This window comes from Methylophaga muralis, assembly GCF_001720165.1.
GTDB lineage: Bacteria > Pseudomonadota > Gammaproteobacteria > Nitrosococcales > Methylophagaceae > Methylophaga > Methylophaga muralis.
The window spans coordinates 26,268-52,507 of the sequence record NZ_MCRI01000002.1 but is presented as its reverse complement, the minus strand read 5'-3'; the positions used below and the strand labels follow the sequence as shown (position 1 = coordinate 52,507).

Annotated in this window: 26 protein-coding genes and 2 pseudogenes; 7 read left to right on the top strand and 21 right to left on the bottom strand. The window is 46.2% G+C overall.

From position 1 onward, the window contains the following. Positions 1-13: 13 nt before the first annotated feature. The 10 genes and pseudogenes from flhA to A9E74_RS01855 form a co-directional block, all read right to left on the bottom strand. Positions 14-2,091, bottom strand: a pseudogene (gene flhA, locus A9E74_RS01900) (flagellar biosynthesis protein FlhA). Positions 2,092-2,094: 3 nt separating this feature from the next. Further along, positions 2,095-3,233: pseudogene (flhB, locus tag A9E74_RS01895) on the bottom strand (flagellar biosynthesis protein FlhB). Beyond that, positions 3,226-4,008 carry a flagellar biosynthetic protein FliR gene (gene fliR, locus A9E74_RS01890; RefSeq protein WP_069294979.1) on the bottom strand — a complete coding sequence of 261 codons (783 nt, stop codon included), beginning with the start codon at positions 4,006-4,008 and terminating at the stop codon, positions 3,226-3,228. Before fliR ends, flhB begins: the two are co-directional and overlap by 8 nt. 2 nt (positions 4,009-4,010) lie before the next feature. Further along, positions 4,011-4,280 (bottom strand): flagellar biosynthesis protein FliQ, encoded by a 270-nt coding sequence (gene fliQ / locus A9E74_RS01885; RefSeq protein WP_069294978.1) that lies wholly within the window; start codon positions 4,278-4,280, stop codon positions 4,011-4,013. A 2-nt stretch (positions 4,281-4,282) separates the two neighbouring features. Then, the gene (gene fliP, locus A9E74_RS01880; RefSeq protein ID WP_069294977.1) at positions 4,283-5,017 is read right to left on the bottom strand and encodes a flagellar type III secretion system pore protein FliP; all 735 of its coding nucleotides are present in this window, start codon (positions 5,015-5,017) and stop codon (positions 4,283-4,285) included. Continuing rightward, positions 5,017-5,436, bottom strand: a complete 420-nt coding sequence (fliO, locus tag A9E74_RS01875) for a flagellar biosynthetic protein FliO (RefSeq protein ID WP_069294976.1) — start codon at positions 5,434-5,436, stop codon at positions 5,017-5,019. Before fliO ends, fliP begins: the two co-directional genes overlap by 1 nt. Further along, positions 5,433-5,891, bottom strand: a complete 459-nt coding sequence (gene fliN, locus A9E74_RS01870) for a flagellar motor switch protein FliN (RefSeq protein WP_069294975.1) — start codon at positions 5,889-5,891, stop codon at positions 5,433-5,435. The genes fliO and fliN overlap by 4 nt, the downstream gene beginning before the upstream one ends. Continuing rightward, positions 5,891-6,910 carry a flagellar motor switch protein FliM gene (gene fliM, locus A9E74_RS01865; RefSeq protein ID WP_069294974.1) on the bottom strand — a complete coding sequence of 340 codons (1,020 nt, stop codon included), beginning with the start codon at positions 6,908-6,910 and terminating at the stop codon, positions 5,891-5,893. Before fliM ends, fliN begins: the two co-directional genes overlap by 1 nt. Positions 6,911-6,912: 2 nt before the next feature. Continuing rightward, a complete protein-coding gene (locus A9E74_RS01860) occupies positions 6,913-7,407 on the bottom strand; it encodes a flagellar basal body-associated FliL family protein (RefSeq protein WP_069294973.1) in 495 nt (164 codons plus the stop codon). Between the two features lie 49 nt (positions 7,408-7,456). Beyond that, positions 7,457-7,864 carry a flagellar basal body-associated FliL family protein gene (locus A9E74_RS01855; RefSeq protein ID WP_069294972.1) on the bottom strand — a complete coding sequence of 136 codons (408 nt, stop codon included), beginning with the start codon at positions 7,862-7,864 and terminating at the stop codon, positions 7,457-7,459. Between the two features lie 85 nt (positions 7,865-7,949). On the opposite strand from A9E74_RS01855, the gene asd reads away from it, so the two are divergent. Next, a complete protein-coding gene (gene asd / locus A9E74_RS01850; RefSeq protein WP_245652007.1) occupies positions 7,950-8,840 on the top strand; it encodes an archaetidylserine decarboxylase in 891 nt (296 codons plus the stop codon). A gap of 62 nt (positions 8,841-8,902) precedes the next feature. Here the strand turns inward: asd and zwf are convergent, their stop codons facing one another. After that, on the bottom strand, positions 8,903-10,372 hold the full coding sequence (gene zwf / locus A9E74_RS01845; RefSeq protein ID WP_069294971.1) for a glucose-6-phosphate dehydrogenase: 1,470 nt from the start codon (positions 10,370-10,372) through the stop codon (positions 8,903-8,905). 78 nt (positions 10,373-10,450) lie between these two features. On the opposite strand from zwf, the gene glgA reads away from it, so the two are divergent. Together glgA and ppc are read left to right on the top strand one after the other, a co-directional pair. Continuing rightward, entirely contained in the window at positions 10,451-11,917 is a 1,467-nt protein-coding gene (gene glgA / locus A9E74_RS01840; RefSeq protein ID WP_084002823.1) for a glycogen synthase GlgA, read from the top strand. Next, entirely contained in the window at positions 11,914-14,757 is a 2,844-nt protein-coding gene (ppc, locus tag A9E74_RS01835; RefSeq protein WP_069294970.1) for a phosphoenolpyruvate carboxylase, read from the top strand. The genes glgA and ppc overlap by 4 nt, the downstream gene beginning before the upstream one ends. On the opposite strand, the gene A9E74_RS01830 is transcribed toward ppc, so the two are convergent. The 7 genes from A9E74_RS01830 to trxA all read right to left on the bottom strand — a co-directional run bounded on the left by A9E74_RS01830 (position 14,754) and on the right by trxA (position 21,453). Next, positions 14,754-16,037, bottom strand: coding sequence for a DEAD/DEAH box helicase (locus A9E74_RS01830; protein WP_245652006.1), 1,284 nt, complete (start codon positions 16,035-16,037; stop codon positions 14,754-14,756). The two genes, ppc and A9E74_RS01830, sit on opposite strands and share 4 nt — an antisense overlap. Positions 16,038-16,081: 44 nt before the next feature. After that, positions 16,082-16,954 carry an EamA family transporter gene (locus tag A9E74_RS01825; RefSeq protein ID WP_069294969.1) on the bottom strand — a complete coding sequence of 291 codons (873 nt, stop codon included), beginning with the start codon at positions 16,952-16,954 and terminating at the stop codon, positions 16,082-16,084. Beyond that, positions 16,954-17,481: a DUF411 domain-containing protein gene (locus tag A9E74_RS01820; RefSeq protein ID WP_069294968.1), complete on the bottom strand. Its 528-nt coding sequence runs from the start codon at positions 17,479-17,481 to the stop codon at positions 16,954-16,956. The genes A9E74_RS01825 and A9E74_RS01820 overlap by 1 nt, the downstream gene beginning before the upstream one ends. Then, positions 17,468-17,719, bottom strand: coding sequence for a hypothetical protein (locus A9E74_RS01815; RefSeq protein ID WP_069294967.1), 252 nt, complete (start codon positions 17,717-17,719; stop codon positions 17,468-17,470). The genes A9E74_RS01820 and A9E74_RS01815 overlap by 14 nt, the downstream gene beginning before the upstream one ends. Before the next feature lie 2 nt (positions 17,720-17,721). Continuing rightward, a complete protein-coding gene (locus A9E74_RS01810; protein ID WP_069294966.1) occupies positions 17,722-18,819 on the bottom strand; it encodes a TRAP transporter substrate-binding protein in 1,098 nt (365 codons plus the stop codon). Between the two features lie 15 nt (positions 18,820-18,834). Further along, on the bottom strand, positions 18,835-20,997 hold the full coding sequence (gene uvrD, locus A9E74_RS01805) for a DNA helicase II (protein ID WP_069294965.1): 2,163 nt from the start codon (positions 20,995-20,997) through the stop codon (positions 18,835-18,837). 129 nt (positions 20,998-21,126) lie between these two features. Continuing rightward, the gene (gene trxA / locus A9E74_RS01800; protein ID WP_014708059.1) at positions 21,127-21,453 is read right to left on the bottom strand and encodes a thioredoxin TrxA; all 327 of its coding nucleotides are present in this window, start codon (positions 21,451-21,453) and stop codon (positions 21,127-21,129) included. 100 nt (positions 21,454-21,553) lie between these two features. On the opposite strand from trxA, the gene A9E74_RS01795 reads away from it, so the two are divergent. Genes A9E74_RS01795 through A9E74_RS01785 form a run of 4 tightly spaced genes read left to right on the top strand, consistent with a single transcriptional unit; the run spans position 21,554 to position 23,861 of the window. Further along, positions 21,554-22,621, top strand: a complete 1,068-nt coding sequence (locus A9E74_RS01795) for a DEAD/DEAH box helicase (RefSeq protein WP_425412302.1) — start codon at positions 21,554-21,556, stop codon at positions 22,619-22,621. A 29-nt stretch (positions 22,622-22,650) separates the two neighbouring features. Beyond that, positions 22,651-22,869, top strand: a complete 219-nt coding sequence (locus A9E74_RS15030) for a hypothetical protein (protein ID WP_425412301.1) — start codon at positions 22,651-22,653, stop codon at positions 22,867-22,869. Beyond that, positions 22,856-23,182, top strand: a complete 327-nt coding sequence (locus tag A9E74_RS01790) for a hypothetical protein (protein ID WP_069294964.1) — start codon at positions 22,856-22,858, stop codon at positions 23,180-23,182. The genes A9E74_RS15030 and A9E74_RS01790 overlap by 14 nt, the downstream gene beginning before the upstream one ends. Beyond that, entirely contained in the window at positions 23,169-23,861 is a 693-nt protein-coding gene (locus tag A9E74_RS01785) for a hypothetical protein (RefSeq protein ID WP_069294963.1), read from the top strand. Before A9E74_RS01790 ends, A9E74_RS01785 begins: the two co-directional genes overlap by 14 nt. Positions 23,862-23,868: 7 nt before the next feature. Here A9E74_RS01785 and A9E74_RS14885 read toward each other — a convergent pair whose 3' ends face one another. The 3 genes from A9E74_RS14885 to ubiH are packed head-to-tail and all read right to left on the bottom strand — an operon-like array spanning position 23,869 to position 26,239. Next, positions 23,869-24,486 carry an FAD-dependent monooxygenase gene (locus tag A9E74_RS14885; protein WP_281198080.1) on the bottom strand — a complete coding sequence of 206 codons (618 nt, stop codon included), beginning with the start codon at positions 24,484-24,486 and terminating at the stop codon, positions 23,869-23,871. Next, entirely contained in the window at positions 24,399-25,040 is a 642-nt protein-coding gene (locus A9E74_RS14880) for an FAD-dependent monooxygenase (protein ID WP_281198079.1), read from the bottom strand. Before A9E74_RS14880 ends, A9E74_RS14885 begins: the two co-directional genes overlap by 88 nt. Further along, on the bottom strand, positions 25,037-26,239 hold the full coding sequence (gene ubiH / locus A9E74_RS01775; protein ID WP_084002820.1) for a 2-octaprenyl-6-methoxyphenyl hydroxylase: 1,203 nt from the start codon (positions 26,237-26,239) through the stop codon (positions 25,037-25,039). Before ubiH ends, A9E74_RS14880 begins: the two co-directional genes overlap by 4 nt. Between the last annotated feature and the right edge of the window lies 1 nt (position 26,240).

Genomic DNA, 26,240 nt, shown 5'->3' with positions numbered 1-26,240 from the left:
CATCACCTTCTTGTTATCGACCCACATTTGCCACAATGCGTATTTGTTTATCATCTGGAATCTCGTTGTAGGACAAAACATGTAGTCCAGGTATCGCATGTCGAATAAAGCGGGAAATCCAGCCTCGTAAGCCTGCCTGAACCACTAAAATGGCAGCTTCACCGGACATTTCCTGTCTTTGTGCGACGTCTTGTAAGTTTTTATGCATATTTTCTGCGAGTCCCGGTTCCAAACTTGCGCCACCTTCTCCAGAAGCTTGTAATGTTTTTAGCAATATCTGTTCCAGCTCTGGATCTAAAGTGATGATTGGCAAATCGGGTTGGGTGCCGTTGATGTGCTGGACAATAGAATGTGCCAATGCCATGCGGGTCGCGGCGGTAATCGCTTCGGGGTCCGGATTGCGCGCTGCTTGCTCAGCAATTGCTTCGCTGATAGTGCGGATATCACGGATTGGAATATTTTCCTGTAACAGGTTTTGCAACACTTTTTGAACGGTGCCAAGAGGCACGGTGTCTGGCACCAGACCTTCCACCAGTTTTGGCGCGATTTTGGCGAGATTATCCAGCAGGTGCTGTACCTCTTCGCGGCCTAGTAAATCATGTGCATGATTCTGCAAATTTTGCTTAAATGCGTTGCTATCACTGTGTCGACATCTACCACGGTGTAACCTTGAGCCTGAGCATGTTCTCTTTGGCTAGGCTCAATCCAGATGGCATCCAGACCAAACGCAGGATCTTTGGTGCGAATACCTTCCAACTGAGCAAACACCTGACCAGGATTAATAGCCAGCATCCGATCCGGATAAACTTCTGCCTCACCAAATGTCACACCAAATAACGTGACTTGATAGGCTGTAGGCGATAAATCTAAGTTATCGCGAATATGTACTGGTGGAATTAAAAAACCCATTTCCTGTGAGATTTTTTTGCGGATGCCTTTGATGCGATTCATCAATTGCCCGCCCTGGTTTTTATCGACCAGAGGAATCAGTCGATAACCGACTTCAAGACCAATCGGATCAACCGGGCTTAAATCATCCCAACTGAGTTCACGTTGTTCTCGACTGGATTCCTGTTGTGGGGGAGGGGCTGCCGCCAGCGTGGCGGCTTTTTGACGCTGAGCAATCAACCAGGCACTGCCAGCACCGGCACCCGCCAGTAGCAAAAACGGCACATTCGGCATACCAGGGATGAGGCCCATACCACCGATAATGCCGGAAGTAATCGCCAGTGTTTTTGGCTCTTTTAGCAGCTGAGAGAAGATCTGCTCACCAATGTCTTGATCTGCGGTTGAGCGGGTAACCAATAAACCGGCAGCTGCAGCCAATAACAACGAAGGAATTTGTGCGACCAGGCCATCACCAATGGTGAGCAATGTGTAGTTATGAGCTGCTTCGGAAAAAGTCAAACCATGTTGCATCACGCCGATAATAAAACCACCGATGATGTTGATAAATAAGATCAATATCCCGGCAATCGCATCACCACGGACAAATTTACTGGCACCATCCATTGAGCCGTAAAAATCCGATTCCTGCATGATCTCTTCACGACGGCGACGCGCTTCATCCTGATCAATCAATCCGGCATTCAAGTCAGCATCAATCGCCATTTGTTTACCGGGCATCGAATCAAGGGTAAAACGAGCGCTAACTTCAGCGATACGGGTAGCACCTTTGGTGACTACCACAAAGTTGATGATGACTAGGATTGCAAACACCACCAGACCGACAGCGTAATTACCACCAATAACAAAGGAGCCAAACGCTTCAATAACATCGCCTGCAGCAGCTGTTCCGGTATGACCTTCCAACAAAACAATACGGGTGGAAGCTACGTTCAGAGCAAGTCTTAAAAGGGTTGCCAATAACAGAATGGTTGGGAATGCAGCGAACTGTAGAGGTTTTCTGACATAGACACTGGCCAGCACGATGGTCAGTGATAATGCAATATTGAAACTGAATAACATATCCAGCATAAATGCCGGTAGGGGAATGACCACCATGGCCAGCAAGGCCACCAGAAACATTGGTGTCGCGACATTACCGTTTAGCGCTACGCCTAAACGGCTTGTCAGGCTTGTATTCTCCATTGACTACTCATCTCGTTTAAATTCATCAGGTATCGGCAGGTCTTCAGTATTGAGATTTGGCTTATTACCGCCAGTGTTTTTGTAACGTCTCAATTGGAAGACAAACGCCAATATCTGGGCTACTGCAATATATAGACCAGATGGAATTTCCTGACCGATTTCCGTGCTGTAATAGACGGCTCGAGTCAGCGGAGGAGCAGATATAATGGGGACTTCGTGGTTATCACCGACCATTCTGATTTGTTGAGCAATCAGATCAGTTCCTTTGGCCAGCACAACAGGCGCGCCGGATTTTGATTGGTCATAACGCAGCGCCACGGCATAGTGTGTGGGGTTAGTAATGATAACGTCGGCTTGCGGAACATCCTGCATCATGCGCTGTTGCGATAACTGGATCTGCATTCTGCGGATCCGTCCTTTCACTTCAGGACTACCTTCGGTTTCTTTATTTTCGTCCTTAAGTTCCTGTTTCGTCATACGAAGTTGTTTAGTGTGATTCCATTTCTGGAATGGAACATCAATCAATGCAATCAAAATCAGGCTGGCACAAATGGCTAAAAATCCCCACAACACGATATAACCTAACTCGGTCATCGCTGAGTGAACTTCCTGGCGACCCAGTGTCAATAATCGGTCACGCAGATTCCACAAAATCAGCGTGCCGATACTGCCAACCAGAAGAAACTTACCGAGGGCTTTGCTCAATTCAACCAGACCTTGGGGCCCGAACATCCGCTTAATGCCGCGAAGAGGCTCATCTTCTCAAGTTTGACGCCAATAGCCTGTGTGGAAAAATTCCAGCCACCAATCAATGCCGGGGCGGAAAGAGCTGCTATCAGGGTAATGGCAAGAAAACTGCCGACATCCCAGGCCATGATTTTTAAAGCAAGGATAAGTTGTTGGGCCATCATGTGAGGGTCCATGATCAGCTTGCGATTAAGCGAGAATGATTGCGTCATCACTTCGCCGAGACTGCTGATTAAATTGCCACCGACAAACAACATTGCCACCGCACTGGCAACTAACACCACAACTGTACTTAATTCCTGTGAGCGGGGAACCTGACCTTTTTCACGAGCATCCTGAAGTCGTTTGCCCGAGGGGGCTTCGTTACGTTCTTGACCGCTATCTTGTTCAGCCATTGTTGATCACCAACAGACGAATCATTTGCAGCATCTGATCAGCAAAATTGACCAGATGATTACCGACTGCAGGCAAGGTGATATAAATAATCACAAAACCCAAGCCGATGGTTAACGGAAAACCGATGGAAAATGGACTGATTTGTGGCGCCGCACGGGATAAAATACCGAAAGCCAGATTCACCATCATCAACGAGCCAATTGCCGGTAAAGCAATTATGACACCTGCAGCGTACATCCAGCTGGCCAGGCTGGCGATATCCCGAAAGCTCTCAACAGCAATGCCCCCTGCGCCAACGGGTAAGCTAATAAAACTCTCCGCCATGACCTGAATCAGCACGAGATGCCCATTGATACTGAGAAACATCAAGGTGATGAAAATCATATAAAACTGACTGATAACCGGAACGGTGGTGCCATTTTGCGGATCAACCATGGAAGCAAAACCAAGCCCCATCTGCATAGCAATAATTTGCCCTGCGACAATGAAAGCATTGATTAACAGTTGCAACATAAACCCCATACAGATGCCAATCATCACTTCCTGGGCAATTAGTAAGATGCCTTGAGCACTTAAAGGTGAGACCACTGGTATCGGGGTGTTGATAGTTGGAACCACAACTAAGGTGATGGCCACAGCAATAATCAGCCTGGTGCGGACATTGATAAAGTTACTGCTGAAAATAGGGGCAACCATCACCATGCCGCCAATACGAAACAAGGGTAGTAGATATACACCAAGTATCGCACTGATTTCTGCGATCGACAGGTTCATCGTTAACCTAGCAGATAGGGAATATTTTCAAAAAGACGGATGGTGTAGTTGGTCACCAAACTCAGCATCCAAGGCCCAGCAACCATTAAGACAAGAATAGTTACCAGTAATTTAGGAATAAAGCTTAAGGTTTGTTCGTTTATCGATGTCGCGGCCTGAAACATACTTACCATTAAGCCTACTGTTAATGCCGGTATTAATATAACGATGATAAGCAAGGTAATCACTTCCAACGTTTGTTGCATCACGGTTAAAACGGTTTCAGGCGTCATGGCTAGATATAAAAGCTGGAAGCCAGCGTTCCCATTAATAACGCCCAACCATCGATCAAGACAAATAACATGAGTTTAAACGGTAGGGAAATCAGCATTGGCGATAACATCATCATGCCCATTGCCATCAGTACTGACGCAACCACCAAATCGATGATCAAAAAGGGGACGAAAATCAGAAAACCAATCTGAAAAGCAGTTTTCAACTCGCTGGTTACAAACGCCGGTAGCAATAAGCTAAACGGCACATCTTCAGGACTCTCAATAGCTGCATAGCCACCAATTTCGGCAAATAATTCAATATCACTCTCACGGGTTTGTGCCAGCATGAATTCACGAAATGGCAGACTGACCTGTTCTATCGCTTGGGTGGCTTCAATATCACCATCCAAGTAGGGTTTTACACCGGTTTCGTAGGCATTAGTGAAGACCGGCGACATGATAAAAAAAGTTAAAAATAAAGCCAGACCGATCATGATTTGATTAGAAGGTGTTGATTGCACACCCATGGCCTGACGTAGAATCGCCAGCACAATAATGATTCGGGTAAAAGACGTCATCATTAACAGCGCGGCTGGCAAAAGTGTCAGCACGGTCATCAAAGCGAGGATTTGCAGGGTTAACGAATAACTTTGAGAGCCATCTTCGCCGGTAGACAAGGTCAAAGCCGGAATCCCTGGTTCTGCTAATGCCAGCCCTGGCAGCAGCATACAGATCAGCAACAATCCAAAACGCATTATGAGTTGCCTCGCTGCTGCATCATTTGTTTGAGACGATCAGCAAAAGAGTCACCGGTTTTGGTGGGTATTTCCCGTACCGATAACGGTTCAGGCAAGGTATACAAGGTATTAATTTGCTGAGGCGTTACGCCGAGTAACAATTGTTGTTCACCGACTTGTATCAAAACCGCTTTTTCGCGGGCTCCTAATGAAATGGCGCCCAGAACTTTGAGCTGACCATGATGTGTTGCGTGAAACAATTGACTGCGTTTTAACATCCAGCCGAGAAATAGGATGACCGCAAGCACTACGATTAAACCAAATATGGTTTGTAATAACGTGCTGGCAGTGACCGGAGCAGAGCTCATGGTTTCTGCATTTACTGTTACCGGCAACAAGGAAACCAGAGCAGCTGAAATAACGTGCCGATATTTCATCGCAGTTTTTTAATCCGCTCAGCAGCACTAATGACGTCAGTCAGTCGAATACCAAATTTATCATTGACCACGACAACCTCACCATGGGCGATCAATGTATCGTTGACCAGCACATCCATCGGTTCACCCGCTAGACGATCCAGTTCTACAACTGAACCCTGACTTAATTGCAGTAAATTCCGAATACTAATGCGGGTACGGCCGATTTCCATCGAGATGGTGACAGGGATATCCAACACCATATCCATGTTAACTTCAGATCTGGGCTTGCCCTCATCAGCCAATTTGTCCATTGGCGCGGGACTGGCTTGCGCAGCAGAAGATTCGGCTTCTGCCTGTTCTTCCAATGCAGCCGCCCATGGATCTTCAGCTGAATCATTATCGCCTTGATCTTCTAATGCCGCTGCCCATTCGTCAGCCAGATCCTGATCGGATTGTTTAGTATCTTCACTCATTATTTTTTAGCCTTTGCCAACTGATAGCTTGGTGTAGTGTCTTTTGGGTGTTCAATAATCGAAGTAATTTTTAACGCTGCTTTGTCGTTATGTTCGCCATAGGTTGCACGAAATACCGGAATATTTTCCACCATAGTGGTCACGGTTTTCGGCATGCTGATAGGAATAATGTCACCTACTTTTAATTTACGAACGTCTTCTAATGTGACTGTTGTTTGCGCTAATATCGCTGATACGGTGACATCTGCCAGCATCAGCTCTTCACGCATGGACTTGGCCCAGCGACCATCATCGTTTGAGCGGTCACTTTGCAGGCCGGTATCGAGTAATTCACGGATCGGCTCAAGCATGGAGTAGGGCAAAGTGATATGCAGATCGCCACCACCGCCATCCAATTCGATATGGAATGTTGAAATAACCACTACTTCACTGGGGCTAACGATATTGGCAAATTGAGGGTTTACCTCATGACTAACGAATTCAAATTTGACTGGCATTACAGGTGACCAGGCCTCGGTTAAATCGTTAAAGCAAAGGTTTAACACCATGCGAATCACGCGCAATTCGGTCGCCGTAAATTCACGGCCTTCAATGCGCGCCTGAAAACGTCCTTCGCCACCGAAATAATTATCCAAAATGGTGAATACCAATTTGGGTTCAAAAACGATAAGTCCAGTACCACGTAATGGATGTAATTGGATAAGATTGAGACTGGTCGGGACAAACAGCGTATGCACATATTCAGAGAATTTCATCACCTGCACGCCACCGACAGAAATTTCAGCCGAACGGCGTAGCATGTTGAATAAATTTATCCGTAAATAGCGGGCAAAGCGTTCATTGATCATTTCCAGGGTCGGCATGCGACCACGAATAATGCGTTCTTCGTTACCGAAGTCGTAGCGGCGAGGTTTGCCGAATTCGTCTAATTCCGGTTCTTTCTTCTGAATATCGTCACCGCCCAGTCCGTTTAACAGGGCATCAACTTCATCTTGCGACAATATATCGTGAACGGCCATAACTATTGCATTACCAGACTGGTGAAATAAACCGCTTCAAGACCTGCGATAGAATCCTGCTGCTGCGTCAGGAAATTATTAATGGTTTCCAGTGATGCCTGTTGTAAGGCTTGTGTTCCTTCAGTGGTGCTCAGTTCGTCATAATTTTGACTATAAAATAACATCAGCAACTCATGCACCAGAGCCGGTTCATGCAAGGCGAACAAATTAATCGTCGCTTGATCGCGAGCCATGACTTTCATCTTAATTTGTAAATAACGAACTTGGTTATTACTTTGCTCTGAGAAATTGACGATAAACGGAGCAGTAATCTCGTGATATACCGGGGTGGCTTTTGGAGCCGTAGCTGGATCCAATGGTTCTGCATCTTTGGACAGCCACCAATAAGCGCCACCGCCAATGACTGCCAGCAGAACAACAATCCCAGCAATCATGATGATTTTGGTTTTCTTACTCATGCCTTGCTTGAGTTCGATATCTTTTTGTATTTCAGCCATGTTGTCTATTTCCTATCGATAAATTATTCAAAGCAAATACCGTGCCTGATCATTGCCAGAGAAAGGTGGTGAAATACACTGCTTCGAGATTGCTGTTGCCTGTTTCTTCTTCAAAAATGGCTTTAATACGTTCGTAAGCTTTCTGTTGCAGCTCGCTACGACCATCCAGGCTTTTTACGGTTTCCATATTTTGTTCAGCGAAAAGAACACGAAGTGTGTCCTGAATCATTGGCAGATTACTGTCCGCGCTGCTCAGAATAGACTGATCTTTTGACATCAACGCCACTTTGATTTGCAGATAGCGTGCCTTCTCATCACTTTGCCGCAAAAAATTGATGGTAAAGGGTTCTTCAATTACGTAATACAACGGTTGTGTCGACTGTCCACCTCCTGCATAAGTGGCAAAGCTGTTGAGACTGAGCAATGTAATTATCAATGCGTTCAGCAGAATGTTCATGAATTGGTATACTCCTGTACCGAAGATGCTGGTGATATCAGTAGTTGATTATGACAAGCTTAGGTAATGCGTGAAAGGGGGCAATTTGTCTAATACCAATCAAAAGCAAACTCAGGACTCAAAAGTCAGTAAAAAAGATTTTTGGCTCACCCTGCCGCAATACTGTTTGCCGCAACATAGCTTGTCACGATTGATGCACAAGATTTGTCGATGTCAAAAACCTTGGTTTAAAAACCGGATCATTTCGACCATCATCAAGCAATATCAAGTTGATATGAGTGAGGCTGTTCAGCCTGATATAAGTCATTACAAGCATTTCAATGCTTTTTTCACTCGCAGAATTAAAATCGACAGCAGACCGATAGCATACGGTAGTGATGTTTTGGTTTCGCCAGTTGATGGGTGTATCAGTCAATTAGGTTCAATTGATGAGGGTAGGATTTTCCAGGCCAAAGGCCATGATTATTCGACGTTAGAGCTTTTAGGCGGCGATCAGCAGTTAGCTGCGCAGTTTGATGGTGGTCAATTTGCCACCATTTATCTGTCACCGCGTGATTATCATCGCATTCATATGCCAATTTCCGGAAAGTTAACCCGGATGCGCTATGTTCCCGGTAAATTATTTTCGGTTAATCCATTGACCGTGCGGGGTGTGCCAAGACTTTTTGCTCGTAACGAGCGGGTAATAACGATTTTTCAAACTGATTTTGGTCCCATCGCACTGATTCTGGTAGGCGCTATTTTTGTCGGCAGCATGGAAACGGTCTGGCATGAAGGGGAGATTACACCGCCTTACACCAAAGATATACTGGACTGGCATTACACCGACACCCATATCCGTTTGAATAAAGGCGAGGAGATGGGCCGATTTAATATGGGCTCAACCGTGGTTTTATTGCTCCCAGCTGATGCGCCGACTTGGACAGAAGAATGGAAAGCCGAGATGAAAATAAAGTTGGGACAGGCCCTGACCTGAATCCCTGACAACATTCAGTGCAAAAAAAACCGGACAATGTCCGGTTTTTTTTGATTTAGCAATTATGCATTGTTACGCCAGGCGTGACAGCTGTTGTCCTGCAGACGTTTAACTTCTTCAGGACCCCAGGTACCAGCTTTGTATGTGTGAATAAAATCTTTTTCTTCAGCCCATTTTTCCAAAATTGGATCAACGACTTTCCAGGCCAGATTGACTTCGTCAGCACGTAAAAACAATGAACGGTCACCTTGAATAGCATCAAGAATCAAGGCTTCATAAGCATCAAGCTTGTGTTTGATGTCATCTGATTCCATCGTCTCCAGGCCAACGGTATGCGCTTTCATTTCGAGGCCAGGTTGTTTAGCCTGTAATTCGATGCGCAAGGTGTTGTCCGGTTGTAGACCCATAACAATCCAGTTGGCATGACTTTCACCAACTTTAGTATCTTTAAATAATTCCAATGGTGGTTTTTTAAAGCGAATGGCAATCATCGCTTTCGATTCAGGCATGCATTTGCCGGTACGTAAATAGAAAGGCACACCATGCCAGCGCCAGTTATCAATGTAGACTTTCATCGCGGCATAGGTTTCCGTCACACTGCCTGCTGGCGCATCATCTTCTTCCAGATAACCTTTGACTGGTTTACCGTTGATTTCACCAGCCGCATATTGACCACGGAAAGCATGTTGATCGACGATATCGTGGGTAATTGGACGAATAGATTTGAGTACTTTTACTTTTTCATCGCGTAATGATTCATCGTCCATATCGGCTGGCGGTTCCATCGCAACCAATGCCATCACTTGTAATAAATGGCTCTGAATCATGTCGCGTAAAGCGCCTGAACCATCATAATAACCAGCGCGGCCAGCAACACCTTGCTGTTCTGCATGGGTAATTTGCACATGGTCGATGTATTTATGATTCCACAAAGGTTCTAACAAGAGATTCGCAAAGCGGAATACAAAGATATTCTGTACCGTGCCTTTACCAAGGTAATGGTCGATACGATACGTTTGCTCTTCGGTAAAGTTCTTACGCAGAATACGTTCCAGTTCCGCAGCACTTTTTTGATCGTAGCCAAACGGTTTTTCAACTACCAGGTGACGCCAGCCATCTGTTTCCTGATTTAAACCAACGGCTGAAAGTTGATCGCCGACTACACTGAAAAGTGATGGGCTTATTGATAGGTAAAAAACGATATTCTGTGAGAAACCATTTTCTGGTGTGGTGATCAGTTTTTTCAGTTCGTGATAACTGAATGCTTCATTGATATCGCATTTTAAATAGTGCAGTTTGTTCAAAAAAGTTTGCAGCAGATCGTTATTTACACCACCACGGACTCTCGGGGAAACGTATTCTGTGACCAAATCTTGCCATTCTTGCTGGGTACTGTCTTTACGACCCATACAAATAATTCGAGTGTCATCGGTTAGACGATTCTCAGCTTGTAAATGATACAAAGCTGGCAGTAGTTTTTTCTGAGATAGATCGCCGGTGGCGCCGAAGATAACAATAGTACAAGGTTGCATGGTTTCTCCCGTTACAAGGCTGTGACTGTGCCGTTGAGCGTATATAATTGAGCAATTGTACAATTATGGGAGTGCCTCGTGCTAAAAATTCTGTTTGCCAGCAGTGAAGTTCATCCGCTTATGAAGACCGGTGGTCTCGCTGATGTCTCGGCCAGTCTGCCGTTAGCGCTTTCACATATGCAGCAGGATATTCGAATTATCATGCCAGCCTATCGCGCCACATTGAATCAGTTAGGCGACTGCCCGCTGGTTTCAACCGTTAAATTGGAAGGTTATCATCACCCCATAAATATCCTGCAAGCAAAACTACCCGACAGTGAATTAATTGTCTGGTTAGTGGATTCAGCAGAACATTTTGACCGTGACGGCGGACCTTATTGTGATGCTGATGGCGCAGATTGGGAGGATAACGCCGCGCGTTTTGCATTATTTTGCAGGGTTGCGGTTGCGGTTGCCATGGAGCAGGCCGGTTTAAACTGGCAGCCTGAAGTAGTGCATTGTAATGATTGGCAGACCGGACTGGTTCCAGCTTTGTTAAGTCTGCAAAGCCATCGTCCAGCCTCAGTATTTACTATTCACAATATGGCTTATCAAGGATTATTTTCCCGTCAGGTGTTTGAGACGCTTAATTTACCTGAGCAGTTGTGGCAGGTAGAGGGCCTCGAATTTTACGGCATGATGTCCTTTATGAAAGGCGGATTAGTGTTTGCTGACCATATCACAAGTGTCAGCCCGACTTATGCGCAGGAAATCTGTCATTACGATTATGGTTATGGTCTGGAAGGACTGCTGACATTACGGGCAGAACAATCGCGGCTCAGTGGCATCGTTAATGGCATTGATACTAATGAATGGAATCCGCAAACCGATAAATTCATCGATCATCAATTCAGTATTAAAACGCTGCGCCCGAAAACCCTTAATAAAAAAGCCTTGCAACAGCATTTCTTTCTGCCTGAATCTGCAGAAACACTGTTGTTTGGCATGATAAGCCGATTGGTTTCACAAAAAGGTGTCGATCTCACTATTGATGCAATCAATCGTTTATTGACCGAAGGCAAAGATATACAACTAGTCTGTCTGGGTAGTGGAGAGGCAGGATTCGAGCAGGACCTGCGGGTTTTGCGAGCCAAATTCCCTGATAAAGTCGGCATTCAATTTGGCTATGATGAAGCTCTGGCACATAAAATTGAGGCGGGTGCCGATGCGTTTTTAATGCCATCACGATTTGAACCTTGTGGATTAAATCAGATGTATAGTTTGCGTTATGGCACGTTACCAGTGGTCCGAAACACTGGTGGTTTGGCGGATACAGTTGTCGATGCCAGCGAAGACAATCGCAAGCAAATGTTGGCAACGGGGTTTAAATTTGACCAGCCCACTGTAGAAGATTTGTACGATACTCTGTTAAAAGTAGATGAATTATTTTCACATCCCCGTTTGTGGCGACGGATGATGCTGACTGCAATGGTGCAGGACTTTAGTTGGAAAAACAGCGCGCAAGCGTACCTGCATTTGTATCAGCAATTAGTGGATAACTCATGACAACACGGCAAGTTGATTTCAGCAACGTCGCAGCATTAGAGCTGCTGACCGATAAAGATTTACGGGCCCATGTCCGATTCCTGGTGAATCTTTTGGGTGAGGTGATCGCCGAACAATCCGGTGATGAGGTCTATCAGGCGGTTGAACAATTACGCAAAGGTTTTATCCGGCTGCGTAAGGAAGATGATGCCGAATTGCGTCAAACACTCAAAGAAAAAATTGAATCGCTGGATGAATTTACGTTACGGGAAGTCATTCGCGCTTTTAACTTGTATTTCAGTCTGGTCAACACAGCTGAAGAGGCCTATCACCATCATAATCGGCAAATTCAGCTGCGCAATGGTGGGAGCCTCTGGCATGGCTCGTTTCTTGATACCCTTACTCAGTTCAAGAATGAGGGTGTTTCGCTGGAGCAATTGCAGGAATTGCTCGGAAAACTGGTTTATATGCCAGTGTTTACCGCACATCCAACAGAATCCAAACGCCGGACTGTAATGGAGATGTTACGCCGGGTGTTTTTGCTTGATGAAAAGCTTACTGATGGTTTGCTAACGGAATTTGATCAGCAACAGATTCGCGCTCAGTTAAAACGCCAAATTCAGTTGCTTTGGTCAACTGACGAAGTAAGAGCGGTTAAACCGTCGGTACGCGATGAGATCAAAAACGGCTTGTATTATTTCAATGTCAGTTTATTTGATGCTGTTCCCAGAACCTACCGCAATCTGGAAAATGCGCTGCGCCGGGTGTATGGCGATGAGTTGGATCCAGAAACCCCGATTGTGGTGCCGGATTACTTACGCTTCGGTTCATGGATTGGCGGCGATCGCGATGGCAATCCTTTTGTCACCGCGCAAACAACAGAAATGGCGATTGCTTTGCAGAAACGTACGGTGATTCGCCGTTATCTGGACGATGTCACCAAACTTAGTTTTATTCTGACTCAATCGCAACCACTTTGTCAGATCAGCGAAGCGTTGGAAGCCGATATTGAACAATGTGAACAACGTTTTGCCGGGGCATTTTCAACCAATCCACAACGTTTTGTAAATGAACCCTATCGACGCAAGCTTTATATGATGCGTTATCGACTGAAAGATAATTTGGCAGTACTGGAAGAGTTTTTCCGACCTGATCTACAAATTGAAAGTCTGGGTGTTGTTTATCACAATGAAGATGAATTTCTTGCAGATTTGCATCTGATACATAAATCGCTGGTGGAAAATGGTGATATTGCGATTGCCGCTGCAGAGCTGACTGATTTAATTCGACTGGTCAAAACCTTTGGTTTCTATCTGTATAACCTCGATATCCGTCAGGAATCCTCCAAGCACACCGATGCAGTGGGTGAGATATTGGCTTTAACCGGCCTCAATCGCCATTATCTGCAAATGAATGAAACTGAGCGGCAGGCTCTGTTGAGCGATTTATTGGCAGCCCCACGCTTGCCTGAGATCTACGGGGATTTGCAGCCGGATTCTCTGGAAATACTCAATGTATTTAGACTGATTGCTCGCCTGCGGGTAGAAGTCAGCGAAAAAGCGTTTGGCAATTATGTAATTTCAATGACCCATCAGGCCAGTCACATTCTGGAAGTGATGCTGCTGGCCAGATTTGCCGACTTAATTGGACAGGACGAACAGGGTTGGTTCTGTCATATTCGGGTAGCTCCTTTATTTGAAACCATTGAGGATTTAGAGCATATCGAGCCGGTGATGTCTGCCTTGTTGGAGAACAGTCAGTATCGAACTTTATTAACGGCTTCAGGCAATATGCAGGAAGTGATGCTCGGTTATTCCGACTCCTGTAAAGATGGCGGCATTCTGGCATCGGCGTGGAATTTGTATCAGGCACAGAAAACGGTTAGCCGACTTTCCGAACAATATGCCATTGGTTGTCGGATGTTTCACGGCAGGGGCGGTACTATTGGACGTGGTGGTGGCCCAACCCATGATGCAATTCTGGCCCAGCCGGTAGATACCGTTCATGGGCAGATTAAATTCACCGAGCAGGGCGAAGTCTTGTCATTCAAATATGGTAATACTGAAACCGCATCCTACGAGCTTGGTATGGGCGTTTCTGCTTTGATCAAGGCGAGCAGGGGATTGGTTACTGATTCGGCGCAGGAAAAAACCGAGTATCTGGGCATCATGCAACAACTTGCTGAGTTGGGTGAACAGCAATATCGCAAGCTCACTGAACAGACACCAGGCTTTCTGGATTATTTTTATGAAGCCTGTCCGATCAGCGAAATTGGCTTGATGAATATCGGTTCACGACCTTCACATCGCAAAGCGGGCGATCGTTCTAAATCCTCTGTCAGAGCTATTGGTTGGGTGTTTGCCTGGGCGCAATCCAGACACACTTTGCCGGGTTGGTATGGCATCGGCAGTGCAATTGCTCTATGGGTTGCTGAAGATCCAAGCCGCCGCGATATTCTGCAAAAAATGTATTTTGAATGGCCGTTTTTCCGGGCGATGGTCAGTAATACCCAGATGTCGTTGTCCAAAGCCGATATGGAGATCGCCGCGGAGTATGCTGACTTGTGTATTGATAAACAACAGGCAGCAGAAGTATTAGAGGTGATTCGTCAGGAGTACCAGCAAACGGTTAGTCAGTTATTACAACTGACAGGGGCGGATAAGTTGATGGCGGAAAATCCATTGTTAGCGTTGTCTTTGCGTCGACGCCAGGCTTATCTGGATCCGTTAAATCACATTCAGTTGCTGTTATTAAGACGTTATCGGCATGGTGGTTATACTGAAACTGAAACCGCCAAATGGCGAGATCCGCTATTACGCAGTATCAGCGCCATATCACAGGGCATGCGTAATACCGGTTAACTGTCTTCAGTTGGCCGGTCTTTTTTCGGAATATAACGCGGTTTTTCCTCTTTGGTTTTGGAACGCGCCTTATTGGCTTTGGCCTTAGGCGCCAATCCTTTCAATTTGCGGATTGGTAAGCCATGACCCAGGTGATACTCAATCCGTTCCAGATTTTTCAGATCATGTGGTTCAACCAGATTGATGGCGGTGCCGTGTTTATCTGCACGACCAGTACGGCCAATGCGATGAATATAGTTATCACCGCGAAACGGCAGATCGTAGTTAATGACATGGGTAATATCAGCTACATCCAGTCCGCGCGCAGCAACATCCGTGGCTACGGTGACCTTGATCTGGCCGGCGCGGAATTTACGAATCCGCTCACGGCGCACCGATTGATCAAAATCACCGTGCAATAACTGCGCGGAAATATTCTGTGATTGCAGCCAGTCGCAGACTTCTTCGGCACGGGTTTTTTTATTACAGAACACTAAAGCGCGCTGGCAGGCTGGTGCGTTAATAAATGCCAGTAACAAAGCCTGTTTATGTTCGCGATTATCGGCCAGATACACTTGCTGAGTGACATTCTCAGCCAATTGATTGGCCGCATTAATGTGAATTTCCTGCGGATCAGTAAGTAATTCTTCAGCAAAAATTCTGACACCACTACCCGCTAAAGTTGCTGAGAATAATCCGGCTTGGAATTTGGATTTAATCGCGGCGAGGGCCATCAACACATCCGGTCCCTGACCCATATCCAGCATGCGATCGGCTTCGTCAATTATCACCAGTTCAACTGCGGATAAATCAACCGATTCATCATTTACTAAGCTTAATAATCGACCTGGAGTGGCAATAATAATGTCGCATTGAGCACTGGCATGCTGCACTTGTGCCCAAGGCGAAGCGCCACCGGTCAGCATCGCGATGGTTGGTTTAAAAGCTTTACCTAACTGGTGAAACACATGTTGGATCTGAAATGCCAGTTCACGGGTAGGAGCAAGAATAAGAATTCGTGCCTGATCGTGTTTATGCCGTTCATCATTGAGACGTTGCAAAATCGGCAGGATAAATGCCGCAGTTTTCCCGGTACCTGTAGCGGCACAGGCCAGTACATCCTGACCGGCCAATAATGCCGGGATTGCCAGCTGTTGTACTTCAGTGGGTTTTTCAAAACCACTGTCGCGAACGGCGGCAATCAATTCATCATCAAGAAAGAGATCGTCAAAAGTCATGGTGTTTATCTTATCAGTCGAAAGCGCCTGCAGGATCACAACAGGCATAGAAGTGGCGGGCAATATACCACAATATCCTTAGCAAGCCTGAACCAGGCAGCAGTCACTCAAGTGGTTAGTACCAGTAAACAGCCGGCAATCATTACGCCACAAGCCGATAAACGGCGTAATAAGTGTTTCTCATGAAAAATTCGGTAGCCGAGAAAGACCTGCAATACCATGCTGAGTTGAAACAATGCCAGCGAATAAGCCACCAGTAATTGCGAAAATACCAGCATGGTGGTGTATTGCATCAAAAAGATAAAACTACCCAACCAGATAAAATGACTACGGTGTTGTTTAGCGGCTTGCCAATCCATTTGCCAGCGCTTGCCACCAAACCAGTAATACAGAGCCACTGATAATGGCAAACCAAACAAACACCAGTAAAGTGTGGTTGCTAAAGCGCCACCACTGAGCACGGCATTTTTAAGCGGCAAGGTGCCAATCGAAAATAACAATATCGATAAAAACCGATATTGCACACCACGTTGTATGAACAAATGCCACAATCGGTTTGAGGTAGAACTGGCTGCTGGCGGAAATAATAAAAAGCTGCCGAGCAAAATGATAATCACGCCGCTGAAGCCTTGCAGGCTTGGTACTTCGCCCAGAAAAATCACCGCGAGGATCATTGAAAACACCACTTTGTAAGCATTCAGTGGGCCGAACACGGATAAATCAGTTTTTGATAATGACAACACTAAAAACAATGTACCGGCCATATCCAGCAAGGCGGCCAGCAGGATATTGATCCAGAACCCCTGACTAATGGCGCTATGATTAACCATTAAGAGTAACGGCAAGCTGATAGCAACCAGCACCAAATAGGAAAGCATCACGATAAACAGTGAATGCAGACCTTGGTGAGTGAAGCGTTTTTGGAAAACGTTAGCCGCGGCGGAGGAAAATACTCGTCCAAGGACGATCAGTAACTCCATTACTCAGCAGGGTTTAATGGCAGATAATTATTTTCAGCGTTGGTTTGATATGCATTAAACAGTTGATACTGGGCATCCTCATCGAAACTGAACACGATAAAATGATCTTTGCGTAACCCCATTTCCATGCCCGGCGTGCCCACTGGCATCTGCGGAACAGACAAACCTGTGATATGGGCAGGTTTATCGATCAGTAATTGTTTTATATCATCAGCCGGCACATGACCTTCGATCACATAATCATTAATCACAGCGGTGTGACAGGAAGCCATGCTGTTAGGCACGCCCAGTTTCTCTTTTATCTTGGCCATGTCATTGCTGATTTGATCAATCACTTCAAATTGATGTTTTTCTAGATGCTCAATCCATTTATGACAGCACTGGCAATTGGCATCGCGATAAACGGTAATGGTTTGAGGTGTTTCAAGTTGTAAGCGGGCCTGATCCCATTCACTGGCATGCAGGGTGGTCGCAAAAGCCAGATTCAGCAGCAGTGTCAGGCTGAATGCTAAATTAAGGGCACTCAATCATAATCTCCTGATCGTCACTGTTTTTTTCAACATATTCCAAAGCCCATAATGTTGACTTGTTATTATCAACATCAATCAACTGCGGCAATTCGATGCAGGTGATACCTTGGTTTTGAAACTGCTCGTGTTCAGCTTCTGTCAGCAACTGCGGGTTGTGCCAGATAGCTGAGATATCATCACTGATTTCTGCCTTAAATGCGTCCAGCCCTTCACGAGTAAAAATAATAAGAACCATGATTATGGAATATCCAAATAAGCTTTTTCAGAAATAGTAGCCCAATCTTCATCTTGTTCACGGAAGTTTTTATACGCTTCGTGAACCCGTTTGAATTTAGGATTTTGAGCGGCTTCATCAGCCAAAGTCTGTTCAGTGATTTGTTTGAGAGTATTCAGCACATCGGCTGGAAAAGGCACAATACTAATATTGTCACGCTGGCGTAATTCAGCCAAAGCAACCACATTCTTCTGTTCCATTTCAGATGCCATGAGTAGATTTTCAGCTTTTGCTGCATTTTCAACAATCGCTTGCAGATCGGGTGGTAATAAATTCCAAGCGCGTTTATTAATGCTCAGTTCCAGTACGGCTCCCGGTTCCTGCCAGCCGGGATAATAATAAAATTTCGCAGCACGATGCAGCCCCAGACGTTGATCATGGTAGGGTGCAATCCACTCAGTCGCATCAATGGTATTGCGTTCAAGTGCAGTGTAAACCTCGCTGCCTGCCAGCAGGATAGGGTTACCTCCGGCTTTGGCAAATACTTTGCCGCCTAATCCGGGGATACGCATTTTTAGCCCTTGCAAATCGGCCATCGAGTTAATTTCTTTATTAAACCAACCGCCCATCTGAATGCCGGTATTGCCTAAAGGAAAAGGCACGATATTGTATGGCTCATAGACTTCACGCCACAGTTCCAACCCGCCACCATGATATAGCCAGGCATTCATACCGCGCGGTGTCATACCAAATGGCACAGTGGAGAAAAACTGGGCTTCAGGCACTTTGCCTGCCCAGTAATAGGCACTGCCATGACCCATTTCAACCGTGCCTTGTGAAACGGCATCAAAGGTCTGTAAAGCCGGGATCAATTCACCGCCGGCAAAAACTTTGACTTTGAGTCGTCCATTGGACATAGCTTCTAGGTTGGCGGCAAAGCGTTCGGCACCTTCCTGTAATACAGGAAACCCTGGAGGCCAGGCAGTTACCATCTTCCAACGATAAACTTTGCTGGTGTCAATCTCCTCATCGAATGGGCCAGCATCATCGGTTCCGCAGGCTGAAAGCAACACGAGACTGAACAACAAAGTTAAACGGCGTAAACATACGGATAAATGCATTATCGTTTTCCTGAATTACAAGGTTTCAAGATTGGCATACGCCAATACCAGCCATTTGCTTCCAGCTTGTTTGAAATTCACATGAACTCTGGCGTGGCTGCCATTACCCTCGGTGTCAATAATGACGCCTGGCCCGAATTTTTGATGCATCACCTGCTGACCGGTTCTGAAACCCGTATCATCAGCCGAATGGCTGCGACTGGCAATAGCTGTTAAACCTGCCGCCGCCATATTTTTTTGAGAACGAACTTGATGCAACCGCTCGACAGGGATTTCACTGAGGAAGCGGGAAGGGCGAGGATGCATTTCTTGCCCATATAAATAGCGTGATTCGGTGTAGAGCAAATACAGCGTGTTGCGGGCTCGTGTCATGCCGACATAGCATAGACGGCGTTCTTCAGCGAGCCTGAGTGGATCATCAGACGATTTTTGACCTGGGAACAGACCTTCTTCCATACCCACCATAAATACGATTGGAAATTCCAGGCCTTTAGCTGAATGTAACGTCATCAACTGTACACAGTCCTGCCATTGATCACCTTGGTTTTCACCGGCTTCCAATGCGGCATGCGCAAGAAAAGCATCCAGTAATGGCATCTCTTCTTCATCGTCAGCACGCATAAATTCGCGGGTGGCATTGATCAGCTCATCCATGTTTTCAATACGGCCCTGACCTTTTTCAGTCTTATCCTTGGCAAAGTGGGTACGTAGCCCACTCTCATCGATAACCAAAGCCGTGAGTTCATGTAACGACATGCTGTCGTCTTCCGGAGTTAACGAATCAATCAACGTTAAAAAGGCCGACAAGGCGTTGCCAGCTCTGGCGGGTAAGATTTTTTGCTGTAAAAAATCCACCGAAGATTGCCACATGGATTGATTAGTTTCGCGAGCATATTGGCGCAGCTGGGTCAGTGTTGCTGCACCAATACCGCGGGTGGGGATGTTCACAATGCGTTCAAAGGCCGCATCGTCACGCCGATTACTTATCAAACGCAGATATGACAAAACATCCTTGATTTCAGCGCGTTCAAAAAAGCGCAGACCACCATAAACCCGATAAGGTACGGCTGACTGCATCAAGGCTTCTTCAATCACCCGTGACTGGGCATTAGAGCGGTATAACACAGCAACTTCACTGCGCTTGCCACCTTGATTCATCCAGTTGCGAACTTCTTGTACCAGATAGGCGGCTTCATCACGTTCGTTATAAGCGTTATAAAGCTGAATCGGTTCGCCATCGGCGTCTTCCGTCCACAACTCTTTACCAAGGCGTTCACTGTTGTTGGCAATGACAGCGTTGGCGGCGGCAAGAATATTGCCGGTAGAACGATAATTTTGTTCCAGCCTGACCGTGCTGGCATCAGGATAATCTTTATGAAATTTTTGGATATTTTCAATTTTGGCGCCGCGCCAGCCATAAATCGACTGATCATCATCACCAACGATAAACAGATGTCCGGTCTGACCGGCCAATACTCTTATCCAGGCATATTGAATGGTGTTGGTATCCTGAAACTCATCTACCAGAATTTGCGAAAAACGTTGTTGATAATGCGCCAGAATATCAGGGCGTTTCAGCCATAACTCATGACTGCGCAGCAGTAATTCGCCAAAATCCACCACACCGGCACGCTCACAGGCTTGCTCATAGGCCAGATAAATTGCCAGCATATTTTGCGAATAAGGATCTTCTCCGGCTTGCAGATGGGCTGCTCTGAGACCTTCGTCTTTCTGTCCGTTGATATACCACTGTGCCTGCTTGGGTGGCCACTGCGCTTCATCCAGCGACATGCCGCGGATAATACGTTTGATCATGCGCAGTTGATCATCACTGTCGAGAATTTGAAACCCCTGGGGCAATCCTGCTTCCTGCCAATGAGACCGCAGTAACCGATGCGCTAAACCGTGGAAAGTACCAACCCACATTCCGCCAATTGGATAACCAAGCATTTGTTCAATACGACCACGCATTTCAGCAGCGGCTTTGTTAGTGAAGGTTACAGCCAGGATATTGGCAGGAGATAAGGCTTCGGCCTGAATCAGCCAGGCAATTCGATGAACCAGCACTCGTGTTTTACCACTGCCGGCGCCTGCCAGAATACGCGTATGGCCGAGTGGTGCGGCAACAGCTTCACGTTGTGGTTTGTTCAGATCATCGAGTAGTTCAGATACATCCATCAGTTTCGTAACAATTCGGAGTGGTTGCCCGGAGCAGCATCAGCTGGCATTAACATGCACGGGGTGAAGTGAGGCATCTTATAGATACAACTATCCCCACTGGTGTGGGGATAGGAGTGCATCACGAATTTAGATATTGCTGTCGAGAAACGCAGCCAATTGTGATTTGGTTAAAGCGCCGACTTTAGTCGCTTCCACTTCACCGTCTTTAAACAGCATCAATGTCGGGATTCCGCGAATACCGTAACGTGGTGGTGTATCCGGATTTTCATCAATGTTCAATTTGCAGACTTTCAATTTGCCTGCGTATTCCGCGCCAATCTCTTCCAGAACCGGTGCAATCATTTTGCAGGGACCGCACCATTCAGCCCAGTAATCGACCAGTACAGGCATATCTGACTGTAGAACCAGGCTGTCAAAGTCGCCATCGGTCACATTAGTGACGTTTTCGCTCATGTTTTATCTCCAGTGGTATCTAAAGTATTGGACCGCTATACTCGCAAGCCAACATTGAGTAACATTTTTTCTTATCAGTAAAGGTAATGCAAGTATTTATATGAGTGCTCACCTCACCGACACGGCATTTTCATCGCTGCCACTTCATCCGCTCTTGCAGAAAGGCTTGCAGCAAGCGGGCTTTGAATTTTGCACGCCGATTCAGGCGCAGTCACTTCCTTTATTGCTGGCAAACCGCGATGTCGCGGGTCAGGCTCAAACCGGTACCGGTAAAACCATAGCCTTTTTATTAGCCACTTTTCAGCGCCTTTTATCGACCCAAGATACGCAAAACCCAACTTCCAAACAACCTCGCGCATTGATTTTGGCACCTACCCGGGAATTGGCAATTCAGATTGTAAAAGATGCTGAATTACTCAACAGCGAGGCCGGATTGCGCATTGTGATCGCTCATGGCGGTAAAGATTATCAACGTCAGCGCGATGCTATCACTGACGGTTGTGATGTATTAATCGGTACGCCGGGACGTCTACTGGATTTTCATAAACAGCGGGTTTTCAATCTCAATAATATTGAAGTCGTGGTGCTGGATGAAGCGGACAGAATGTTTGATCTGGGCTTTATTAAAGATGTGCGGTTTTTCCTGCGTCGCCTGCCAAGTCCGGAAAAACGTTTGGGCATGCTGTTTTCTGCAACCCTCAGTTACAAAGTGACCGAGCTGGCTTACGAGCATATGAATAATCCGGAAAAAGTGCAGGTTGAGCCGGAAAAAATGATGGGCGATCGGATAGAAGAGTGGGTTTATTACCCGTCAAACGAAGAAAAAGTTCCGTTATTACTGGCGTTAATTAAACGAATTCAACCCTTGCGTAGCATTGTCTTTGTAAACACAAAACAAGTTGCTGAACGAGTCTGGGGTTATCTTGAAGGCAATGGTTACAAAGCGGCATTACTATCCGGTGATGTACCACAGAAAAAACGCGAAAGTCTGTTAAAACATTTTCAGGATGGTGAATTTCCCTATCTGGTCGCCACCGATGTAGCCGCTCGTGGATTACATATCCCGGAAGTCAGTCATGTGTTTAATTTTGATTTACCGCAGGATGCGGAAGACTATGTGCATCGAACTGGCCGGACAGCGAGAGCGGGCGCAGTGGTATCGCGATAAGTCTGGCTTGTGAGGAATATGCCTTTTCGTTGCCAGATATTGAGCAATACATCAAACATAAATTACCGGTAGCGCAAAGCTCTGATGAGCAGCTGGAAACACCGCAACCGAGAATCAGAGCAGAACGTAATCCGACACCTCGTCACCAAAATAAATCACGTGGCGATAACAATAAAGACAATCGTCCTCGACGTAACAAACCTTCTAAGGGATCGAGCAAACCGGTAACTTCGGATGCAAATCAATAGCAATTTACCGGTACTTTTTACCCCGAGCAGACAGCCGGAAGAGTCGTCTGTTCGACTGCCGGTGTTGTTTGATAAACAATCTGAATTCAATAATGTAAACCGTCAACCCGTTATCAGTCGTCAGGTTATCGGAGTGACGGATAATTACGATAGTCAGCAGGCACGGTATATTCGTAACTTCAGCCTGACCAATCGTGAAACAGAGCGTAATGCTGAGCAAACCGCACTGCCAGCAACCGTACAGGCCTATTTACAAATAGAAGGCTTAAAGGACAGTAAACCTCAGGAGAGACTATTTGATGCGATGGCCTAAGCTTTTATTGATTGGTAGTGTGTTATTTATTTTTACGGGTTGTGCGGCAGACCCAAACTACAAACCAGTAACAGTTTCCAGCTTAGCTAAAAGTCAGATTGATGAAGTGATTGAATTGCACCAGCAAAGGCTGATGCAAGATTTGAAAACTCTGACGATCAAACTTTATCAGCGAAATCCCAGCCAGCGTCATGATCGTCATATGCGAACTCTGGAAGATAGTGTGGCCAGATTGTTTATCTATCCGGCCAATGTCGGTTTTGCCAACTGGGATGGGTTTGAAGCGACAGAAATCATTCGACTGGCGCTGACCGAAGATTATGATGGCGACAGGGTGTTGGCATTCACTGTCGGTATGCGGCGGATGTTGATGGCTTCGTATAATGACCAAACTGAATTTTATTATTTGTCTTCAGTGGATCAGCAAAAACTCTACAACAGCGCACGAAATATCGAAATTGCCGCCTGGATGCTGGCGGAAAAACGCGATGCCAATGGTAAACGATTATTGCTCAGCGATAGCCTGCAGAATGAGTCGCGGAATTTGAGCTTTCAACGCATTATCGGTGGCATGATTGCGACCCAGGATAATCTGGCCGCGATTATGGCGCAGAAAAATGGTCGCATGGTAAAAACGGTTATGGTGCAGGCAGCATCAATGATGTTCTTGCCGATCTAATTTGAGCTTATTTCGCTCCAATCGCTTGACGCATAATACGGTTCTTCAACCATTGAGATTTATTCACCTGCTGCATGCCGGTTGTTCGTAACCAGCTGATTGGACTGGCAGTTTGAGTAAACAGTCGATGAAATCCATCCATAGTGAATTGCATTTGCAGATTTTCGGCCAGTCGATGGCGCTGATATTTTTTTAAGGTGTGCAGACTACCAATCTGTCGTTGATTCTGGCTTGCCCATGCAATGACTTCAGCCAAAGCTTTAGCATCCTGTAACCCAATATTCACACCTTGCCCGGCCAATGGATGAATGGTGTGAGCTGCATCACCTAATAAGGCAAACCCCGGTTTCACATATTCTTTGACATGCGACAGTGCGAGCGGGAAACTGGCACGTTCTGATACCAGTTCAACCTTACCCAGCCGATATTCAAATGTTTCAGCAAGTTGTAATTCAAAGCTGGTTTTATCAATCGCTTTAAAATGTTCTGCCTGTTCCGTTGGTAATGACCAGACGATTGAACATAAATGCGCATCATTTAATGGTAAGAACGCCAGTGGGCCGCCCGGTAAAAAACGTTGCCAGGCCGTTTTTTGATGCGGGTTTTCAGTATGTATGGTGGCCACAATCCATGTTGCTTATAGGCCCAGCCACGGCTTTCAATTCCCGCTTGCTCACGTAGTATGGAACGAGCACCGTCTGCGGCAACAATTAATTCGGCGGTTAAGGTTTGACCATTATCCAAGGTGAGTTGACCGGGTTGATATTGTTGCGGCTGAGCAGGGCAGATAACGTCAATTTGCGGGTGCTTTTGAGCTGCTGCCAGTGTCTGCTGTTGAATATGCTGGTTTTCAACGATATGACCAAGATAATCAACACCGATATCTGCAGCAGAAAACTGCAAATCACTTCCCGATGTTTCCCAAACCTGCATTTTTTCAAAAGGCCCCAGTCGAGAAGGGTAGAGTGTCTGCCAGACATTGATTTCATTAAGGATTTGCTGGCTGGCTGGATTTATCGCACTGACGCGTTGAAGCGGGGCATCATCAATGGCGATCTTGGCTGGAAGATATGCTTCAATTAAGGCGATCTTTAAATCAGTTTGTTTGGCCAGTAACAGAGCAAACGTGGTGCCGACCATGCCACCACCGACAATGATCACATCATAGTCATTTTTCATAATGGCAGGCCTCGGCTGAGTCTGGATTGTTTGCCGCTGAGACCCATACTGGTTTTTGCCAACTGGCTTTTAACTGTTGGAAGACCGTTGAGTAATGCCAGACTGAGCGAACGGCCATGACCCAGCAGCGCATGATTGTTACTGAATGTTTTCACCAGAAAATCTGTCGCATTGACGACTTTATTTTGGTCACGTTGCTGCCACTCGGCATAATCATGTAACACACTGGCGTGGCCACAGTCCTCAGGATGAGCGGCTATTAATTCTGCCAGTACCGCCGCATCCCGTAATCCCAGATTAAAGCCCTGACCGGCGATCGGGTGCAGGCTATGCGCCGCGTTACCAATTAATACTGCTCGTTGCTGAATGGGCTGATTGGTCTGCATTAATCCCAAAACATAGTTGCTGCGCTGACCGATTTTATTGAAATGACCTAGTCGAAATCCAAAAGCATTTTGCAATTGTTCAGCAAACTGCTGTTCATCACATTCTAAAAGTGCTTTTTCTTCCCCGGTTTGCACGGTCCACACCAGACTACAACGACCTTCAGACATCGGCAGTAATGCTAAGGGACCATTTTCGGTAAATCGCTCATAGGCCCAGTTCTGATGTGCACGTTCCGGAATAACATTGGTGGTAATAGCTGTTTGCTGATATTCACGTTGCCAGCTGGATAATCCCAGTAAATCGCGAATGGTAGAAAATTGCCCATCAGCACCGACCAGTAATTTTGTGGTGATTAGCTGACCATCCGATAAGCTTACGCAAACGGATGTATCCGTTTGTTCAACGGCATCAACCTGTAGTGGTGTCAGGATAGTGAGTGTCGGATGTTGCTGCAAAGCTTGATTTAATTGAATTCCCACGTGTTTGGCTGTCATGACCTGACCCAATGCAGGAACATTTTCGGTTTTAGCGGTCAGACGGGTCACACCGAAGTGACCACGATCCGAAATATGTATACCTTGAATTGGTGTCGCTTTCTCAGCCAATTGAGGCCAGAGTTGCATGGTTTCAAAAATGCGTTGTGACCCGTAAGACAACGCAATACCGCGATCATCAAATCCCGGCTGATGATCTGCAAGCAGATCCTGAGCTTCTACGATGGCGATATTCAAATCACTGTTTTTCAGCGCTAGTGCAAGACTTGCACCCACCATGCCTGCACCGACAATCACCAGATCAAAATCTGTTTTCACG

What these genes read in the sequence shown, in the direction of transcription:
- fliR (WP_069294979.1), bottom strand. Translation starts at nt 4,008, where the DNA reads ATGAACCTGTCGATCGCAGAAATCAGTGCGATACTTGGTGTATATCTA.
- fliQ (WP_069294978.1), bottom strand. Translation starts at nt 4,280, where the DNA reads ATGACGCCTGAAACCGTTTTAACCGTGATGCAACAAACGTTGGAAGTG.
- fliP (WP_069294977.1), bottom strand. Translation starts at nt 5,017, where the DNA reads ATGCGTTTTGGATTGTTGCTGATCTGTATGCTGCTGCCAGGGCTGGCA.
- fliO (WP_069294976.1), bottom strand. Translation starts at nt 5,436, where the DNA reads ATGAAATATCGGCACGTTATTTCAGCTGCTCTGGTTTCCTTGTTGCCG.
- fliN (WP_069294975.1), bottom strand. Translation starts at nt 5,891, where the DNA reads ATGAGTGAAGATACTAAACAATCCGATCAGGATCTGGCTGACGAATGG.
- fliM (WP_069294974.1), bottom strand. Translation starts at nt 6,910, where the DNA reads ATGGCCGTTCACGATATATTGTCGCAAGATGAAGTTGATGCCCTGTTA.
- A9E74_RS01860 (WP_069294973.1), bottom strand. Translation starts at nt 7,407, where the DNA reads ATGGCTGAAATACAAAAAGATATCGAACTCAAGCAAGGCATGAGTAAG.
- A9E74_RS01855 (WP_069294972.1), bottom strand. Translation starts at nt 7,864, where the DNA reads ATGAACATTCTGCTGAACGCATTGATAATTACATTGCTCAGTCTCAAC.
- zwf (WP_069294971.1), bottom strand. Translation starts at nt 10,372, where the DNA reads ATGCAACCTTGTACTATTGTTATCTTCGGCGCCACCGGCGATCTATCT.
- ppc (WP_069294970.1), top strand. Translation starts at nt 11,914, where the DNA reads ATGACAACACGGCAAGTTGATTTCAGCAACGTCGCAGCATTAGAGCTG.
- A9E74_RS01825 (WP_069294969.1), bottom strand. Translation starts at nt 16,954, where the DNA reads ATGGAGTTACTGATCGTCCTTGGACGAGTATTTTCCTCCGCCGCGGCT.
- A9E74_RS01815 (WP_069294967.1), bottom strand. Translation starts at nt 17,719, where the DNA reads ATGGTTCTTATTATTTTTACTCGTGAAGGGCTGGACGCATTTAAGGCA.
- A9E74_RS01810 (WP_069294966.1), bottom strand. Translation starts at nt 18,819, where the DNA reads ATGCATTTATCCGTATGTTTACGCCGTTTAACTTTGTTGTTCAGTCTC.
- uvrD (WP_069294965.1), bottom strand. Translation starts at nt 20,997, where the DNA reads ATGGATGTATCTGAACTACTCGATGATCTGAACAAACCACAACGTGAA.
- trxA (WP_014708059.1), bottom strand. Translation starts at nt 21,453, where the DNA reads ATGAGCGAAAACGTCACTAATGTGACCGATGGCGACTTTGACAGCCTG.
- A9E74_RS01795 (WP_425412302.1), top strand. Translation starts at nt 21,554, where the DNA reads ATGAGTGCTCACCTCACCGACACGGCATTTTCATCGCTGCCACTTCAT.
- A9E74_RS01790 (WP_069294964.1), top strand. Translation starts at nt 22,856, where the DNA reads ATGCAAATCAATAGCAATTTACCGGTACTTTTTACCCCGAGCAGACAG.
- A9E74_RS01785 (WP_069294963.1), top strand. Translation starts at nt 23,169, where the DNA reads ATGCGATGGCCTAAGCTTTTATTGATTGGTAGTGTGTTATTTATTTTT.
- A9E74_RS14880 (WP_281198079.1), bottom strand. Translation starts at nt 25,040, where the DNA reads ATGAAAAATGACTATGATGTGATCATTGTCGGTGGTGGCATGGTCGGC.